The 17,143-nt window shown below is 35.7% G+C and carries 16 protein-coding genes and 1 pseudogene; 7 read left to right on the forward strand and 10 right to left on the reverse strand.

What is annotated here, in order from left to right; translation table 11 throughout:
* Positions 1–457: 457 nt before the first annotated feature.
* The 4 genes from ptsN to lptC all read right to left on the reverse strand — a co-directional run bounded on the left by ptsN (position 458) and on the right by lptC (position 3,956).
* Positions 458–922: a PTS IIA-like nitrogen regulatory protein PtsN gene (ptsN, locus tag ACFIK4_RS06370; RefSeq protein ID WP_375606109.1), complete on the reverse strand. Its 465-nt coding sequence runs from the start codon at positions 920–922 to the stop codon at positions 458–460.
* A 912-nt stretch (positions 923–1,834) separates the two neighbouring features.
* Positions 1,835–2,629, reverse strand: coding sequence for an LPS export ABC transporter ATP-binding protein (lptB, locus tag ACFIK4_RS06375; protein WP_012754448.1), 795 nt, complete (start codon positions 2,627–2,629; stop codon positions 1,835–1,837).
* A 6-nt stretch (positions 2,630–2,635) separates the two neighbouring features.
* On the reverse strand, positions 2,636–3,235 hold the full coding sequence (locus tag ACFIK4_RS06380) for an LptA/OstA family protein (RefSeq protein ID WP_375612778.1): 600 nt from the start codon (positions 3,233–3,235) through the stop codon (positions 2,636–2,638).
* 76 nt (positions 3,236–3,311) lie between these two features.
* Positions 3,312–3,956 carry an LPS export ABC transporter periplasmic protein LptC gene (gene lptC / locus ACFIK4_RS06385; protein WP_375622044.1) on the reverse strand — a complete coding sequence of 215 codons (645 nt, stop codon included), beginning with the start codon at positions 3,954–3,956 and terminating at the stop codon, positions 3,312–3,314.
* A gap of 183 nt (positions 3,957–4,139) precedes the next feature.
* Here lptC and ihfB point away from each other — a divergent pair, with 183 nt between their 5' ends.
* The 7 genes from ihfB to ACFIK4_RS06420 all read left to right on the forward strand — a co-directional run bounded on the left by ihfB (position 4,140) and on the right by ACFIK4_RS06420 (position 10,047).
* Positions 4,140–4,418 (forward strand): integration host factor subunit beta, encoded by a 279-nt coding sequence (gene ihfB, locus ACFIK4_RS06390; RefSeq protein ID WP_273790186.1) that lies wholly within the window; start codon positions 4,140–4,142, stop codon positions 4,416–4,418.
* Between the two features lie 7 nt (positions 4,419–4,425).
* Positions 4,426–4,722: a lipopolysaccharide assembly protein LapA domain-containing protein gene (locus tag ACFIK4_RS06395; protein WP_273790185.1), complete on the forward strand. Its 297-nt coding sequence runs from the start codon at positions 4,426–4,428 to the stop codon at positions 4,720–4,722.
* Between the two features lie 175 nt (positions 4,723–4,897).
* Complete coding sequence (locus ACFIK4_RS06400; protein ID WP_375611350.1) at positions 4,898–5,830, forward strand: class I SAM-dependent methyltransferase; 933 nt, start codon at positions 4,898–4,900, stop codon at positions 5,828–5,830.
* Positions 5,831–5,832: 2 nt separating this feature from the next.
* On the forward strand, positions 5,833–6,687 hold the full coding sequence (locus tag ACFIK4_RS06405; protein ID WP_375668167.1) for a TrmH family RNA methyltransferase: 855 nt from the start codon (positions 5,833–5,835) through the stop codon (positions 6,685–6,687).
* Positions 6,677–7,180, forward strand: coding sequence for a signal peptidase II (lspA, locus tag ACFIK4_RS06410; RefSeq protein ID WP_375611348.1), 504 nt, complete (start codon positions 6,677–6,679; stop codon positions 7,178–7,180). The genes ACFIK4_RS06405 and lspA overlap by 11 nt, the downstream gene beginning before the upstream one ends.
* A 1,117-nt stretch (positions 7,181–8,297) precedes the next feature.
* The gene (locus ACFIK4_RS06415; RefSeq protein WP_375611347.1) at positions 8,298–9,071 is read left to right on the forward strand and encodes a Bax inhibitor-1/YccA family protein; all 774 of its coding nucleotides are present in this window, start codon (positions 8,298–8,300) and stop codon (positions 9,069–9,071) included.
* Positions 9,072–9,183: 112 nt separating this feature from the next.
* Entirely contained in the window at positions 9,184–10,047 is an 864-nt protein-coding gene (locus tag ACFIK4_RS06420; protein WP_375620887.1) for an endonuclease/exonuclease/phosphatase family protein, read from the forward strand.
* Between the two features lie 5 nt (positions 10,048–10,052).
* Here ACFIK4_RS06420 and polA read toward each other — a convergent pair whose 3' ends face one another.
* From polA to ACFIK4_RS06450, 6 genes and pseudogenes are all read right to left on the reverse strand, one after another.
* A complete protein-coding gene (gene polA, locus ACFIK4_RS06425) occupies positions 10,053–12,980 on the reverse strand; it encodes a DNA polymerase I (RefSeq protein ID WP_375675492.1) in 2,928 nt (975 codons plus the stop codon).
* A gap of 298 nt (positions 12,981–13,278) precedes the next feature.
* Positions 13,279–13,986, reverse strand: coding sequence for a DNA polymerase III subunit epsilon (dnaQ, locus tag ACFIK4_RS06430; protein ID WP_375629128.1), 708 nt, complete (start codon positions 13,984–13,986; stop codon positions 13,279–13,281).
* Positions 13,987–13,990: 4 nt separating this feature from the next.
* The gene (coaE, locus tag ACFIK4_RS06435; protein WP_375612770.1) at positions 13,991–14,578 is read right to left on the reverse strand and encodes a dephospho-CoA kinase; all 588 of its coding nucleotides are present in this window, start codon (positions 14,576–14,578) and stop codon (positions 13,991–13,993) included.
* Positions 14,575–15,446, reverse strand: a pseudogene (locus tag ACFIK4_RS06440) (shikimate dehydrogenase). The gene coaE and the pseudogene ACFIK4_RS06440 overlap by 4 nt, the downstream one beginning before the upstream one ends.
* Positions 15,439–16,035: a Maf family nucleotide pyrophosphatase gene (locus tag ACFIK4_RS06445; protein ID WP_375611343.1), complete on the reverse strand. Its 597-nt coding sequence runs from the start codon at positions 16,033–16,035 to the stop codon at positions 15,439–15,441. The pseudogene ACFIK4_RS06440 and the gene ACFIK4_RS06445 overlap by 8 nt, the downstream one beginning before the upstream one ends.
* Positions 16,032–16,871, reverse strand: coding sequence for a pyruvate, water dikinase regulatory protein (locus ACFIK4_RS06450; protein ID WP_375612767.1), 840 nt, complete (start codon positions 16,869–16,871; stop codon positions 16,032–16,034). Before ACFIK4_RS06450 ends, ACFIK4_RS06445 begins: the two co-directional genes overlap by 4 nt.
* Positions 16,872–17,143 lie beyond the last annotated feature (272 nt).

The following is a 17,143-nucleotide window of genomic DNA, read 5'->3' on the forward strand; positions in this document are numbered from 1 at the left end:
CGCTTTCAAAGGACGAAGATTCTTAATCCAATCTGGACTGAAAAAGTTTGGATTCTTGTCGAGCGATCTCCTCTTTTCTTCCCACTCATGTGATTCACTTAACTAAAGGCTCTACAGACAAGTCCTGTTTAAAAATATTTACCACGCACTCTAAAAGCACTTAATATATTAAGAAGACTTACAGAATTTATCTCACCATATCTCAAATGATAGTGTTTTTACAGTATAACAGGATAAAAGAATCCACGAACATAATAATTAGATGCTTTAATATACGAGAACAAGAAAGGAAAAGCCCTTCGTTTTTGTTGGTTGCTCTTTAAAAAGAAGGTTCAATTAGAAGTAATTTTCTTAAATCTCATGACATAACCTTTTGTTATTAGTCTTAAGATGCAAATTATATTATTTCCTACGCTCTGTAGTGCATACCTCACAATTTATACGCTCATAATAACTTTTAAGCTGCATTTGATTCTGAAGTTTGAATCAATAAAGCATAAAGCGCATTGGCATTATGCGTACTGCGCAACTTTTGTACAACATCAGTGTGACGCAAAACACGTGCGATCTGTGATAAAGCTTTTAAGTGATCTGCACCAGCATTTTCAGGTGCTAAAAGGAGAAAAACGAGATCTATAGGTTCGTCGTCAAGAGCTTCAAAATCAACAGGACTTTCAAGACGTGCAAATATACCAATGATCCGATTAATATCAGGTAATTTTCCATGAGGAATCGCAATACCTCCACCCAAACCCGTTGAACCAAGCTTCTCGCGTTGTAAAACAACATCAAAAATCACATGCTCACTAAGACCTGTTAGCTTGGAAGCTTTTTCGGCTAAAATTTGCAGAACCTGTTTTTTCGAATTAGCATTAAGAGCCGGAATGATCGCTTCCGGTGCTATTAACTCACTCAAATTCATACTTTAATTTTCCTCTTACACGCTAAAATGCTCATCAATAAACCTATAAACGCTATAGATACTTAATGTTCTTTCACTTTTCGCAACATCGCATGTGTTTTTACTTTTCAATTTATAATGGGTGATGGCTCAATACATCTCATATCACTTCTAAAACAACAATAAATAGTATTCGGATCATCATTAACGGCATAAGAAACCAAAGAAATGAAGTTGTTCATAAAGTTAATTTCCTTGCGACTCTAGAACAGGTCATTATTCATAAATTTATTAAACTTGTCATAAGAGTTTGATGTATAATCCGCCATCAGAGTTTTTCTTTCTTTAAAAATGAGCCCTTAAATTAAGATGAAAAGCATACTGAGCAAAATGGACCTTTACTTTGAAAATTACTGTATAGCTTGAACATCGACTTATAACAAGAATATAAAGATTTTTAGAAATTTAATGATTATTTTAAAAGATTTATAGATTTAGCCTGATATCTGTAGCCAAGCTCCTATTTTCAAATAGGCGATATAAACCAATAAAATACGACAACTCCTATTGAATAACCGCAATATATAAACCGGTGCTCCCATCAAAATACCTAAAACAGCATCATCGATATATTTTTTGATTCGACAGAGAAAAATATGATAAATATCTCTTACCTTTCAATAACACACGCATTTATTGAGAGCTTCGTTTATCACTCATTATCACGTTAATCTAGTGATATCTTTTCTATGATACAATTATGAGTAAGCTAAACTTATAAAACAACAAAATAACCTCTAATGATGAAGCCTTTTTCACCACTCAATAACAACATTAAGGTTATAGTCATAAAAGAAGTTTTGGCATAAATAAGGAAATTTTCAGTAATAATGTTTGGTTAAACTTAAATGGAAACTCGTGAAAGCTGTAAAATCAAAGAGAAAACTGATTTCCCAAATAAATTCTGCGTACATCAACGTTGTTGATAATATCGTTAGGACAACCGTGAACTAACACCCGCCCTGTATGAATAATATAAGCGCGATCGACAAGCCCTAATGTCTCACGCACATTATGATCCGTTATTAAAACACCAATGCCACGCCTCGTTAAATGACGAATAAGTTGTTGAATATCGAAAATAGCGATAGGATCAATTCCTGCAAATGGTTCATCAAGTAACATAAAATGGGGACGAGAAGCTAAAGCGCGCGCAATTTCAAGTCGCCGACGTTCACCTCCAGATAACGAAAGTGCAGACATTTTACGTAAATGATCAATTTTAAATTCATGTAAAAGGCTATCTAACTCTTCACGTTGTTTAAGGCGATCTTTTTCAACGACCTCTAAAACAGCTTTAATGTTATTTTCTACTGAAAGACCACGAAAAATAGACGCTTCCTGTGGAAGATATCCAATACCTAAACGCGCACGTCGATACATCGGAAGATGCGTAATATCAAATCCATCAATTTTAATGGATCCTCCATCAGATTTTATAAGCCCTGTCACCATATAAAAACAAGTTGTTTTACCTGCCCCATTGGGCCCTAAAATGCCAACGGCTTCTCCCGTACGAATGCCAAAAGAAACACCATTAACAGTTCGTCTTCCTCGATAAACTTTAATCAAATTACTGGCAATCAAGGTCCCTTTTAAGGGATTTTTTGAAGCTTCACTTTCAAGATTATACCTATCGGTCTGTTTTTTTCTTTTGATTCCAAACATGAAATCTTAATGGCCATTCTTTTGATTTTGTTTTAAAATAATAGAAACACGACCTTTTTTCTTAGGCGTCTCACAACCTTCTAAAAAAGCCTTTCCGCTTTCCATATTTGCCGTTAGTTTGCACCCCGTTGCCACATTGTCACCATCAGTTAACACAACATGATTCCCTGTCAAACTCATCATTTTTGACTTTCCATCAAAAACGCCTTTATCACCCGTAGCAACTTGAGTAGCAATTTTTATATAAACTTTTCCCAAAGCTTCCATTTTTTGTATACTCGACGAACCAAATAAAGAAACAGATGATGCCTTTGTATCTTCCTTGTTTTTATCAATTTCTTTATATGCTTTATCGTAGTAAACAACTAATTCTGCCGTTTTTAAAAGACGTTCACCTTGTACCACTGAAACATCACCCTTAAAAAGCGCTATCCCTTCTTTATCACGTATTTCCAAAGAATCTGCATGAAGTTCTACCGGTTCTTTATCGCTTGATAGACTTATTCCAAAATGGGCCACTTCAGCATATCCTAAAACTGCTCCTTCTCCTAACATTCCCATGCTAAAAGCCAACATCACACCTATCCATCTTTTGTACGATTTCATTATTTCAATTCTTTTGTTTGTATATACACATACTTCTCTTTATAAATATCCTTTAAAGATTTGTATTGATATTGCGTTATTGCTTTTGAAGCACTAAATGCACACCACCATGGAAATACATGTTTTTTCCTTTTTCTCGAATTTGTAAGGCGTTTGCGGCAAGATGAAAACCGGCTTGCTGAATATTAACACGTTGATCTGTTTTTAACTGTCCCTCGGATAAGTTAATACTAGCTGACATAAATTGTACCATCATCCCATCATTCGTCGTAATCGTGAATGGCTTGTCCAACTGTAAAAAACCATTAATGTTATCGTAAACCCCCCCTTGTGCTGCGAGAAAAATCTGTCTTTGTTGGCCCATAAATGCTCTAGCTGTAATGTTTTGCAACCCAATCATTCCAGCGTGGGTATGATCTTGAAATGCCTTTTCTGCTTTAAGCCAATAAGGTTCATGAGCACGCGTATACCCTTCTAATTTTGGATTGAGCATCGTCAAATTCATCACGCCACTTTCTCCATTATTCAAAGGCATAGAATCAGAAGTAACGGGAACCAAGAAAAACGTAAACCAGCAAAAAACCAGCGCTGAAATCAACGCTAAGAGAGGTAAAAAAATTTTTAATATGCTAATGCGACGCGAATGACGGGATGCTTTTTTTAAAACATCTCCAAAAGATGATTGCGTTGAAAAGGCTTTATAATGATTGTGTACGGACATACTCTCCTGATCTCTTAAATCCTCCGCATTTTTAATCTGTATACCCTTTATAGAAGGTATTTTCAAATTTTGTTTCTTGCAATTTGTTTTTTCTTGATTTTATTTTGCTTTTATCCGTTTATATATTGTAATATGCATGGAGTGCACAATTACAAAATTTTTTTGTGTGAAAGTGAGGCTATTGTGGTAAAATCAGAGCTTGTACAAATTATCGCTCGTCATAACCCGCATCTTTTTCAACGGGATGTGGAGAATATTGTAAACGCTATTTTTGAGGAAATTGCAACAGCACTTGCAAATGGCAATCGCGTTGAACTTCGTGGATTTGGAGCTTTTTCTGTAAAAAGCCGTTCAGCCCGTAATGGACGTAACCCACGAACAGGTGAAGCCGTTTCTGTTGAAGAAAAGTGGATTCCTTTTTTTAAAACTGGCAAGGATTTACGCGACCGTCTTAATCAGTGAGAAACTTATGATAATTAAACGTATTCTTCTAACAAGTATCGGTGTGATTCTCGCAGCGGTTTTGATTGTTTTTATCGTGGCTAATCGTCAAATGGTTCCGTTAACCCTTGATCCTTTTCGAGCAAATCCTGAAAGTTTTACTTATCATGCTCCCCTCTTTATATGGCTCTTTATCTTCTTTGGTTTTGGTATTTTATTAGGAAATCTGATCAGTTGGTTTTCCTATCACAAATACAAAAAAGCTCTCAAAAAAAGTAAAGCCGAGATTGAAAAATTGAAAACATCTATCACAAATTTGGTGTAATGGTATTTAAATGAAATCTTTTCTCTCTGTATTCTATATTCAGTACAGAGTTAAAAGTGCTCTTTTTCTTTTTTTTTATACATTGTTTTAATTGACTTTAGCTTTTTTGCACTTTTACGAAACATTTAAGAGCTTTATAATATATTTTTATACCTCATATACCGTGATACAAAACATGCCTGCACAATGCTTTCAATTCTCCCATAACAATAGATATCCGCAGGAAAAGCTGCCCCTTATTTTAGAAACGGGTATAAGCGAAAACTATGCTCTCATTGATTCTGGTCATGGACAAAAATTAGAACGTTATGGAGCTTACCGCATTATTCGACCAGAAGGTCAAGCACTATGGAAACCCGCTTTACCACAAAAACAATGGGCTGATGTTGATGCTATTTTCACAGGAAACCTTGATGAAGAAGGGGTTGGGCGTTGGCATTTTCCTAAAAAGCCACTTGATGAAACATGGGTTCTTGCTTGGAATGGATTGTCTTTTCTAGGCCGTTTTACTTCCTTTCGTCATGTGGGGGTTTTTCCTGAACAAGATGCCCATTGGCGCTCTATGGAAGAACAAATTGTTAAAGCCGAACGCCCTATAAAATTGTTGAATCTTTTTGGCTATACAGGTATTGCCTCTTTGATTGGAGCACGAGCGGGTGCGAATGTTACCCATGTTGATGCTTCTAAAAAAGCCATTGCGTGGGCAAAAGCTAATCAAGAAAGAGCAGGATTACCAGATCATTCTATTCGCTGGATTTGCGATGATGCTATGAAATTTGTCGAGCGTGAACTGCGTCGTAAAAAAAGCTATGATATGATTCTTCTTGATCCCCCTGCTTATGGGCGTGGACCCCATGGTGAAATTTGGCAACTGTTTGATCATTTACCCGCCATGATCACAAATTGTCGTAAACTTCTCTCTGATAAACCGCTCTCTGTTGTCCTTACGGCTTATTCTATTCGTGCTTCCTTCTTTGCACTTCATGCTTTAATGCGTGATGCATTTGTAAATCTTGGTGGTACGGTCGAATCAGGAGAACTCATTTTGCGTGAAGAAGTTGCAGGACGTGCTCTTTCTACTTCTCTTTTTAGCCGTTGGATTGCTTGAATATGTGTAGACCCAAAACTGGTAGAGTGAAAGAAATTACCTCTCTTAGCAACCCCATCATAAAAAATCTTAAAGCACTTAGCCAAAAGAAAAACCGTAATAGAGAAGGTCTTTTCATGGCAGAAGGATTGAAATTGGTCATTGATGCTCTCAATCTTGGCTGGACAATACAGACGCTTATTTTTTCTAAAAGTGAAATCGGTAATGCTACTATCGAAAATACTGCCGCACGTGCTGTAGCCAACGGTGGTTTTGTTATTAAAGCCTCACAAAAGGTTATGGAATCACTTACCCGACGCGATAATCCACAAACAGTTATTGGTATTTTCAAGCAAAAATGGCACTCTTTTGAAATGATAAAAGGGCAGATTAAAGATGTTTACATCGCGCTTGATCGTGTACGTGATCCTGGAAACCTTGGTACCATTATTCGAACCGCTGATGCTGTAGGTGCTAAAGGTGTTATTTTAATTGGCGAGACAACAGACCCTTTCTCGCCTGAAACAGTCCGTGCAACCATGGGATCTATTTTCTCTGTACCACTTTATCGTTTTGATGAAAACGGCTTTTTAAACTGGTCTTCTCACTTTAAAGGCATGATCGTTGGCACGCATCTCAAAGGATCTCTGGATTATCGGACACTTGATTTCAAAAATGGTCCTGTTATCCTTTTAATGGGGAATGAAAAACAGGGATTATCAGATCTTCTTACGAATCGGTGTGATAAACTTACGCGTATTCCACAAAGCGGACGAGCAGACTCGCTTAATCTAGCTGTAGCAACAGCTGTTATGCTTTATGAAATCCGTCGCCCCTATTTAATACTGGAACCATGTGAGGAAAAACATGATTCGTAAATCACTCCCTTTTCTTCTCTTGGGCTTGGCTTTTACAGTAGTACTTGATCAAGCTGTCAAATACTGGGTTATGCACAATATGCCTTTAGGAACAGAAATTTCGCTTATTCCTTTTCTTTCCCTTTATCATGTGCGCAATTCTGGCATTGCATTTTCGTTTTTTTCTTCCTTTTCTCAGTGGGGAATCATCGCCATCACGATCATTGTGATTATCTTTCTTCTATGGTTATGGAAAAATACTGAATATAATAAGTCTTTAATGCGCTTTGGCCTTATTCTTATTATTGGGGGAGCCATCGGCAATCTCATTGATCGTATTCGCTTTCATCATGTCACTGATTACATACTTTTTCATATTGATGATATTTTTTATTTTGCTATTTTCAACCTTGCAGATAGTTTTATCACTCTCGGTGTTATTGCCATCCTTATTGAAGAATTGCGTACTTGGATGAAAGCAAGGCGTCATTCCAATAGTACATCTTCTCACTGATATGTTCAGTGCCTTAGAAAACAGAGATTATTGACCGTCACAAGTCTGATTACGCATTGATTTCTCTTAATCAATTCTTGTTGCTCGTCATTTCACGTGTTTCTCTTCATGGGACTATAAGATCTTACTTTCTTTTCAACTTTACATTTCTACACTTAGTTAGTGCAAAAGAAATGAACTCAAATAGAATCAATATTTTTTATCCATGTGTCCTACATCACAATTTTTGAGGAGACATTTCACAGCATTCGAAGTTCTGTTTATTTGATTTGAACAATTGATTTTCGTACGTTTTTTAGTTTTTACAGATATCGATTTTACAGAGCCTTTCTTAAGTGCTTCGTTTAAAAACTCTCCTTTTTTATTTTATATATTGTTTAATAAAAAACATTTTCTCAACTATTTTCAATGGTGTCTTGTTAAAGCAACATATTGATTATAAATATAAATTACCGTTTTTTATATTGAATAAAAGCCCTTACTATCCTAAATCTCTTTTATTTGGAATCTGTTCATGTTGAATCCATTAAAACAATGTCTCTTGCAAGACACAAGTCAATAATCTTGATTGATTTAATATGAACAGATTTTCAACCAGAGAATCTTGCGATATTCGGAGTATCATTTAGCATTCAAAAAGACAATTTATCATTATACATCAATATATTATAAAAAATCCAATTCAATAGCTCTTATAACCGTGCAAAACAGATGCAATATTGGAGGTTGAAATAGTGTGATGATACTTGCCGCTCTTCTCATAAACGCAAAAATAGTGAATATTTTATAAGGGATTGTATTACATAGTTTCTGTGAAAATAGAAAAGTTTTTAAGTATAGTCTTTTTATCTTGCAAAAATATGGCAAAAAATGGAAATATTTTTTATTAAAATGAACTATTTCCTTACCAATTTGTAAGGTTCCTTCTTCATATAAATCTCTTGTAATTTTTAAATAAATCTCCATAATAAGAGCATATATGCTGGAATTCTGTCAGTGATTCTTAAGGGTTTTTGTATTTGCCCAATTAAGGCTTATACCAAGCTTATCTGTGTAATGACAGAGACACCTTTAAAGCCCTATACCTGACAGAACATATGCTAAAGGATTTTATATTATGGCTAATTTTAAAGATTTACGTTCGGCACCTGCTTCTCATGCCGATGCATCAATTGATCAGGGATTACGCGACTATATGTTGGGTGTCTACAATGCAATGGCCATTGGTTTGCTTATTACAGCTGCTGCCGCTTATGCAATTGTATCATTAGCAACGACAACAGATATGAGCCAAGCAGCAGCTCAAATCAATAGCAGTGTTTATCTAACACCATTTGGAGTAACATTTTATACATCGCCATTCTCTTATATTGTTATGTTTGCACCACTCATAGCAGTCTTATTTCTCAGTTTTAAAATTAATACATTGAGCACAAATGCTGCTCGTAGTCTCTTTTTTGGTTATGCTGCTCTGGTTGGTCTTTCACTGTCTTCAATCGTTTTGCGCTATACGACAGAAAGTGTTGTGCAAACCTTTGTCATTTCCGCCGCAACTTTTGGAGCTCTTTCACTTTATGGATACACAACAAAGCGTGATCTCACAGCAATCGGTTCATTCTTATTCATTGGATTGATCGGCTTGTTGCTTTCCATGATTGTGAACATTTTTCTTGGATCAAGCGCTTTGCAGTTTGCTATCTCTGTGATTGGTGTTTTTATCTTTGCTGGTTTAACAGCCTACGATACCCAGAGCATTAAGTTGATGTATTATGAAGGAGATGAAAGCGATACCAGAGGACGTAAAGTTATTATGGGCGCGCTGAATCTTTATCTTGATTTCATCAATATGTTTGTCTTCTTGCTACAGTTTCTTGGCTCAAACCGTGATTGATTGCAAAAATCATTACTTAATTAAAGAACCTTGTTTCTTTTAGAAACAAGGTTCTTTTGTTTTTAGTGTAAATCTTTACCCTCTGCTTCTTAGAAACTATTCTTTTCGCAAAATGACAAAAATCCCTTATAAGCAAAAATTCCCTTGGTTTACCGGTTTTATCCAACAAAAACTCCATAGCTCCTTTTTAAATACAATTCATAGCCGCTCTCATCATCAATCAAACATTGTCAATCAAAATAGTAATTATGATCTGACCGTTGCTTCCTATAATGTGCATAAATGTGTAGGTGTTGATAAAGTTTTTAATCCTACAAGAATTGTCCGTGTTATTACTGAATTACAAGTTGATATCCTTGCTCTTCAAGAAGCAGATAAACGTTTTGGGGAACGCATCGGTTTGATTAATCTTCAGCTATTAAAAGCTGAAACCGGTTTGATTCCTGTACCTCTTAATACTATGTCACCTCATGGCCATGGTTGGCATGGGAATGCTCTTTTTTTGCGAAAGGGATATGTACGTGATACTTTACAAGTCACTCTTCCTAGTATTGAACCACGTGGGGCTGTAATTGTAGAGTTGGAAATGGCAGCAGGACCTATTCGTATTATTGCGGCTCATTTTGGATTATTACGTTACTCTCGTAAACAACAAACAAAAATGCTCCTTGAAATTTTCCAAAAACGCCCCCTTATGCCTACACTCCTCATAGGAGATTTTAATGAATGGCGAATGGGAAAAGGCTCATCTTTAAATCATTTTTTTCCCTATTTTGATAGCACTTTTGAAGTTGTACCAAGCTTTCCCTCTCGTTTTCCTTTGTTAGCCCTTGATAGAGTTTTTTCTTTTCCCCACCAATTGGTAACAAGTATTGAAAATCATTATTCACCACTTGCACGCATTGCTTCAGATCATTTGCCTATCAAAGCCTATCTTAATCTTTCCAACGCAATCAATATTCTTAAAAATAAATAAAAAAATTAATGTGCCTCATCCCAATTTTGAGCCGTCATAACTTTTACTTCAAGCGGGACAGATAAAGATAGAACCGGTATTGTAGCATTTTCCATAACATTTTTAACAACAGTCATGGTTTTTTTACTTTCTTCTTCTGGTACTTCAAAAATCAGTTCATCATGAACTTGCAGCAACATTTTTGCTGATAGTTTTTCTGCTTTTAAAGCATCTTCCATATGTATCATAGCGCGGCGAATAATATCGGCCGCAGAACCTTGAATTGGAGCATTGATAGCTGCCCGCTCATTAAGAGAACGAATTTTTACATTCTTTGCTTTTATTTCTGGATAATGGATACGACGTCCAAAAATTGTTTCTACATAACCATTTTCACGTGCAAAGATTTTGGTCTTCTCCATATAATCTTTAATTCCTGGAAATCTTTCAAAATACAGTTGAATATAACGACCCGCTTCTTGGCGTGAAATTCCCAATTGATTGGCTAATCCAAAAGCTGAAATACCATAAATAATACCAAAATTAATCGCTTTTGCACGCCGTCGTATATCTGAATGCATTCCTTCTATCGCAACACCAAACATTTGTGATGCCGTTATAGCGTGAATATCATGCCCTTTAGCAAAAGCTTCTTTTAATGCTTTTATATCCGCAATATGTGCAAGAATGCGCAACTCAATCTGACTATAATCAGCAGAAAGTAACACATGTCCTTTGGGAGCAATAAAAGCTGTTCGAATTTTACGTCCTTCAGCAGTTCGCACTGGAATATTTTGCAAATTTGGCTCTGATGATGATAACCGACCAGTTGATGTTATTGCCAAAGAATAATTCGTGTGAACTCGCCCTGTTTTTGAAAAAATATAAGAAGGCAAGGCATCTGTATAGGTAGATTTTAGCTTTGAAAGTTGACGCCACTCAATAATTTTACGCGGTAAAATATGACCTTCAGCAGCCAACTCTTCTAAGGTCTGTGCAGAAGTTGACCATTGTCCACCCTTTGTTTTAGCGCCTCCAGGCAATCCCATTTTGCCAAAAAGGATATCCCCTAATTGCTTTGGCGAAGCAAGATTAAACTTTTCATCAGCTTGTTTGTAAATTTCCTCTTCTAGAATCAAAGCAGCTTGTGCCAACTCTCCTGAAAGACGCAATAAAATCTGCCGATCAATAAGAATCCCCCGTTCTTCCATTCTTGCAAGAACTTCTACAAGAGGTCTATTAAGACGCTCATAAATTTTTGTCATTCCACGAGCAACAAGTTGCGGTTTCAATACTTGCCAAAGACGTAGCTTTATATCAGCATCTTCCGCCGCATAAAGGGTTGCTTGTTTTAAATCTACTTGTGCAAAAGAAGTAATTTTTTTCCCGTTATGCGTTAAATCTTTATAGGCAATTGGTTTATGCTCAAGCCAACGTTCAGACAAATCATCCATATTATGGGTTAACATTCCAGCATCAAAAGCATATGATAAAAGCATGGTGTCGTCAAAAGAGCTTATCATAATGTCGTATTGCTTCATCACCAACCAATCATATTTTATATTATGACCAATTTTTAACACCGCTGAATCTTCTAATATCGGTTTTAAAAGTGCTAAAGCTTTTCGAGCCCCAATCTGTGAAGCAATGCGCCCGCCCCTCAAAAGGTCCTCTTCTCCTTCATCAAAATGTTCAAGAGGTATATAAGCTGCTTTTTCCGGCTGTAATGCGAGTGAAAAACCAACAAGCTTTGCTTGCATCGGATCAAGAGATGTTGTTTTAGTATCAAAAGCGAAAAAACCCTGCTCTTGTGCTTGTGATAACCAGTCTTTTAAAATTTCCTCATCAAGAATTGTTGTATAAGCATCTCTTGTAATTTTTTGAGTCAGCGCTTGATCTTTACGTTCTTGTGCAAAAACTTGTGGAGAATTTTCAGAAAAATTATGAAGGGATGCGCGCTCAGTATTCTTGATATCAGAATCATGCCTGATATCAGAATCATTCCTGGGGCTTAGTTTTTCCCATTCAACATTTATATCAAGTGCGTCAATAACAGCTGCATCGCATGTTGTTGCCTCTGCCACGCGACGCGTTAATGTTGAAAACTCCATCGCTTTCAAAAAAGCAATTAAACGTGGACCATCTTGTGGCTCCAAAATAAAATCATCTAAATCATTATCTATAGGAACATCTGTTTTAAGCCTGACAAGTTCACGAGATATTTTAACTTGTTCTCTATAAGCTTGAATGTTTTCACGTCGTTTTGTTTGTTTAATTTCTGTTACGTTTTGCAATAGAAGATCAAGAGAACCAAATTCATTTAACAACTGAGCTGCAGTTTTTGGACCAATGCCTGGAATACCCGGTACATTATCCGTTGAATCTCCAATTAATGCTTGTAAATCAATCATTTTTTCAGGCGCAACACCCCATTTTTCTATAACTTCTGAGATACCTATATGCTTATCTTTCATTCCATCATACAAAGATACATGCGTATTTACGAGTTGCATAAGATCCTTATCGGAAGAAATAATGGTTGTTTTTGCCCCAACCTTTGTTGCCAACTTTGCATAGGTAGCAATTAAATCATCCGCTTCAAAGCCTTCCTTTTCAATACAAGGCAAATTAAAAGCCTTCGTTGCTTGGCGTATTAGCGCGAATTGAGGAATTAGATCTTCAGGAGGTTCAACGCGATTCGCTTTATATTCAGGATAAATTTGTTTCCGAAAAGTATCAGATGAATAATCAAAAATAACAGCAAAATGTGTTGGAACAACACCCGTAGCTGTATTACGAGCATCACAAAGTAATTTCCATAACATATTGCAAAAACCAGCTACTGCTCCTACAGGAAGTCCATCCTTTTTACGTTTTAAAGGCGGCAAAGCATAATAAGCACGAAAAATATAGCCTGATCCGTCAACCAAAAAAAGATGATCTGTTGCTTTCATGACATTTTTTCTCCATTTCAGCTAAAAAAACAAATTACCCTTATATATTTTTTCACTTTGCCTCTAAAAAGCCATTTTTTCTCTTCATAAGACGTGAAGTCGTTGCACTTTATATTAAGTACCTAGAGCTTTTCTTTGCTGTTACAGGATTAATAGCTTTCATTTTGCTCCTCCTATGATAGCTGAGGTACGATGTAGCGACAGGGTCGTTGTGGTGTTCCCCTCCCCACAACGACCGTTTTTTTTGACATCGATATTCTTTAATTTCAATCGTGACTCTTTTAGATAAAAGATGATGTTATTCATGAATTTTGAAGTTATTCCACAGAGCTTTTTCACCCATTTTGTAGATAAAATCAGCGTGTAACTTTTTTTCTTGCATACTCAATCTCGAAGGTAAAGCCTGCGGGCGAATTTTAACGGCATAAGATGTATCTTTATCGTTCTGGATATGTTCATCAATACCCCTTCTGTTATCAAAACCCAATACACCTTGCTTTCCACCGATGAGCTCAATATAAACATCGGCTAGAATCTCTGCATCAAGCAAAGCACCATGAAGAACACGATGGCTGTTATCAATTCCAAAACGTTTGCATAAAATATCAAGAGAATTAGGACCCATAGGAAATTTACGCCGCGCCATAGCCAATGTATCAAGAATATTATCAACACTGATAAGCGGTTTGTTGACGCGTTTTAATTCTGCATTAATAAAACCAATATCAAAACTCGCATTATGCGCAATCATTGTCGCGTCTTTGATAAATTCCAAAAATTCATCAACAATATCACTAAAACTTTTCTCGTTTTTCAAGCGTTCATTGGTTAATCCGTGAATTGCTACAACTTCATCAGGAATAATAACGCCTTCAGGGTTTAAATAAACATGAAATTGGCGTCCTGTGAGATAACGATCAACCATTTCTACACAACCAATTTCGATTATGCGATCTTTCTCTTTATCTAAACCTGTTGTTTCTGTATCAAAAATAATTTCACGCATAATTTTAATTCTTTAGCAATTTTTTTATCACATCAAAAACCTGTTGACGTGTATTCTCTAAATCTTTCCCTGTATCAATAATAAAATCAGCGCGTTCTCGTTTTTTTTCATCTGGCATTTGTTGAGCGTTGATAAAGGCAAATTTTTTCTCATTCATACCTTGGCGAATCATTACACGTTCTTTTTGTATTTCTGGTGGAGCAGAAACAACAATAACGCTATCCACACGACTTTCACCATTTTTTTCAAACAGAAGTGGAATATCAAGAATAACTAATTTTTTCCCTTGTTCACGCGCTATATCAATAAATTCCCTTTCTTTTTCTTGCACCAAAGGATGAATTATTTTTTCTAATGTTTGTAATTTTTCTTTATCATCAATCAAAATTTCAGAAAGTTTCAAACGGTTAACTTCTCCGTTTTCAACCACACCAGGAAAAATACGCTCTATGAATGACAAAGCTGGCTCACTTTTATAAAGCTGTTGTACTGCTTCATCAGCACTAAAAACAGAAATACCCGCTTGCTTGAAAAAATCAGCAACTGTTGATTTTCCCATAGCAATTGATCCCGTTAATCCTATGATCTTCATTCTCTTTTTTCACTCATATCCTCTAAAATAGCTGTCCGTAACGCTTTTGTTACCTGTGGTCTTATTCCGAACCACTGTTCAAACCCTATAACAGCCTGATGTAGAAGCATCCCAAGTCCATCAACCGTCTTGAGATCACAAGCCTTTGCCTGTTGTAAAAAAGGAGTTATCAATGGTGTATAAATAATATCTGTTACTAATGCCGTTTTTTTTGCTTTATGAAAATCGCAAAAAAAAGAATCACTTTTTTCTTCTGGACTTTTTATGCCAATAGAGGTTGTATTAACAATCAAATCAGCTTGATGAAGTATTTCATGGATTTTATGCCAATCGTAAACTTTAATGATTTTTCCAAAATGCTGAGCTAAATTATCAGCACGTTGTTTTGTACGGTTAATTAAATAAATCTGTTCAAATCCGCGTCTTTTTAAGGCATATATGATAGCGCGTGCGGCACCACCTGCTCCAAAAACAAGAGCTGTTTCCCCTCCCCAATCAGATACAAAATCATCAAGATTAGCGCTAAAACCATAGGCATCACTATTCGTGGCACAAAGCTTATCTCCTTCATACCAAAGTGTATTAACAGCACCAATCATTGTTGCTCTCTCATCTTTATAATCTGCTAAACGAAAAGCTTCCTGTTTATAAGGCAAAGTAACATTTCCTCCACAAAAGCCTATTTTTTGTAAAGACGCAATAAAATGACTGAACTCTTCAGATGTTACTTCTTGTGCAAGATATTCTCCTTGTAAACCATATTGTTTAAGCCAAAAATTGTGAATTCTTGGCGATTTTGAATGATGAATTGGAGAACCAACAACAAAAGCACGCGGATAATTTGTTTTTTTATTGTTAAGTCAACCATCAATAATTCCTAAGTGGCGCAGTTTTATGAGTAGAGGCAGCAAAGGTAAACCAACAATGGTAAAAAAATCTCCTTCAATTTTTTCAAAGAGATGAATTCCTTCTCCTTCAATTTGATATACTCCCACGCTGTTTAAAACATCTTTTCCTACGCGTGCTAAATAACGTTCAATAAATTCTGATGAGAGTAAACGGACGGACATATGTGCACTAAAAGCTTCAACCCAAATTTTTTGACCATTTTTAAATAAAGCTACCGCACTATGAAGAGAATGGGTTTTTCCTGATAATTCACATAAACGTTGATGTGCTTCTTTAATATTTGTTGCTTTGTGAAAAACTTGACCTTCAAAATCAAGAACTTGATCACAACCAATAACGAAAGCATCAGGAAAACGGTCTGAAACATTTTTTGCTTTTGCGCTCGCAAGAAAACAGCTGAGTTCTTTAGGTGTTTTTTCTTTTGCTTTTTTTTCTACTTCTCTTTCATCAAAAGAAGCTCCTTCAATGGAAAAATTTAAGCCTGCTTTTTTTAATAATTTTGCACGATAAAAACTAAGAGATGCTAATATTAAAGTATCTGCGTTCATGAGAATTTTCTCTCATTTCCTTCACGAAATCGTGATAACAGTTCAAATATTGCAGCAGCAGTTTCTTCAATAGAACGTCTTGTGACATCAATAATAGGCCAACCAAAACGTTCGCAAATGCGTTTTGCATGGATTAATTCTTCAGCTATGTTGATACGATTAGTATAATTATCAAGAGCAAAACCTTCTCCTAAATCTCTATTTTGACGAATATGTGAGATTCTTTCAGCTGAAGCAATTAAACCAATAATTAAAGAATTTTTTACCTCTAAAAGAGATTCTGGCAAATCAATTCCTGGAATAAGAGGAACATTAGCCGTTTTGATTCCGCGATTTGCTAAATAGATGCTTGTTGGTGTTTTAGAGGTTCTTGAAATTCCCACAAGGATCACATCTGCTTCGGATAAGCTACTGGAAGACTGTCCATCATCATGCTCTATTGTAAAATCCAGTGCCTCAATACGGCGAAAATAATCTGCATTAAGATCATGTTGTGCGCTCGCACGTAAATGTGTTGGCATTCCAAGGTAAGACTGAAAAGCATTTAAAACAGGATGCAATATATCAATACAGGGAACTTCTATTTTTTTGCATTTTTTTTGAAGGAGTAGTTTAAGTTCTTCATCAATCATTGTGTAAAGAACAATACCTGGCTCTTGTTGTATTTCATCAAGAGCTTTCTGTAACTGTATTCTATTACGAATCATAGGATAGATATGCTCTGTTGCCTGAATCATTGCATATTGCGATGCTACAGCTCTTCCAACAGAAATTAATGTTTCTCCTGTTGCATCAGAAAGCATGTGTAAATGAAAGAATTTTTTTTCTTTTGTCACAAAAATTTTAACTCCTTGTTAAGACATGTGTATATATCCTCACCGTTTTTTATAAAACTAAAATTTATGAAAAATTCTCCTTTTTTATGCACAAATTAAATGCTTGTGATAATTTAATCCCTCTTATAAAAAAAGAGGGGATAATATCTTTAAGATAGTGATATTTTTATTCTTTTTTCAGTTCCTTTTGTGGATAAAATTGAGGATAAATAATAATCCACACTAAACACAGTTATAAATAAGAATAATCCTTTCTTTAATATAAATTTATT

The organism is Bartonella sp. AP9QHHD, from assembly GCF_042195625.1.
Lineage (GTDB): Bacteria > Pseudomonadota > Alphaproteobacteria > Rhizobiales > Rhizobiaceae > Bartonella.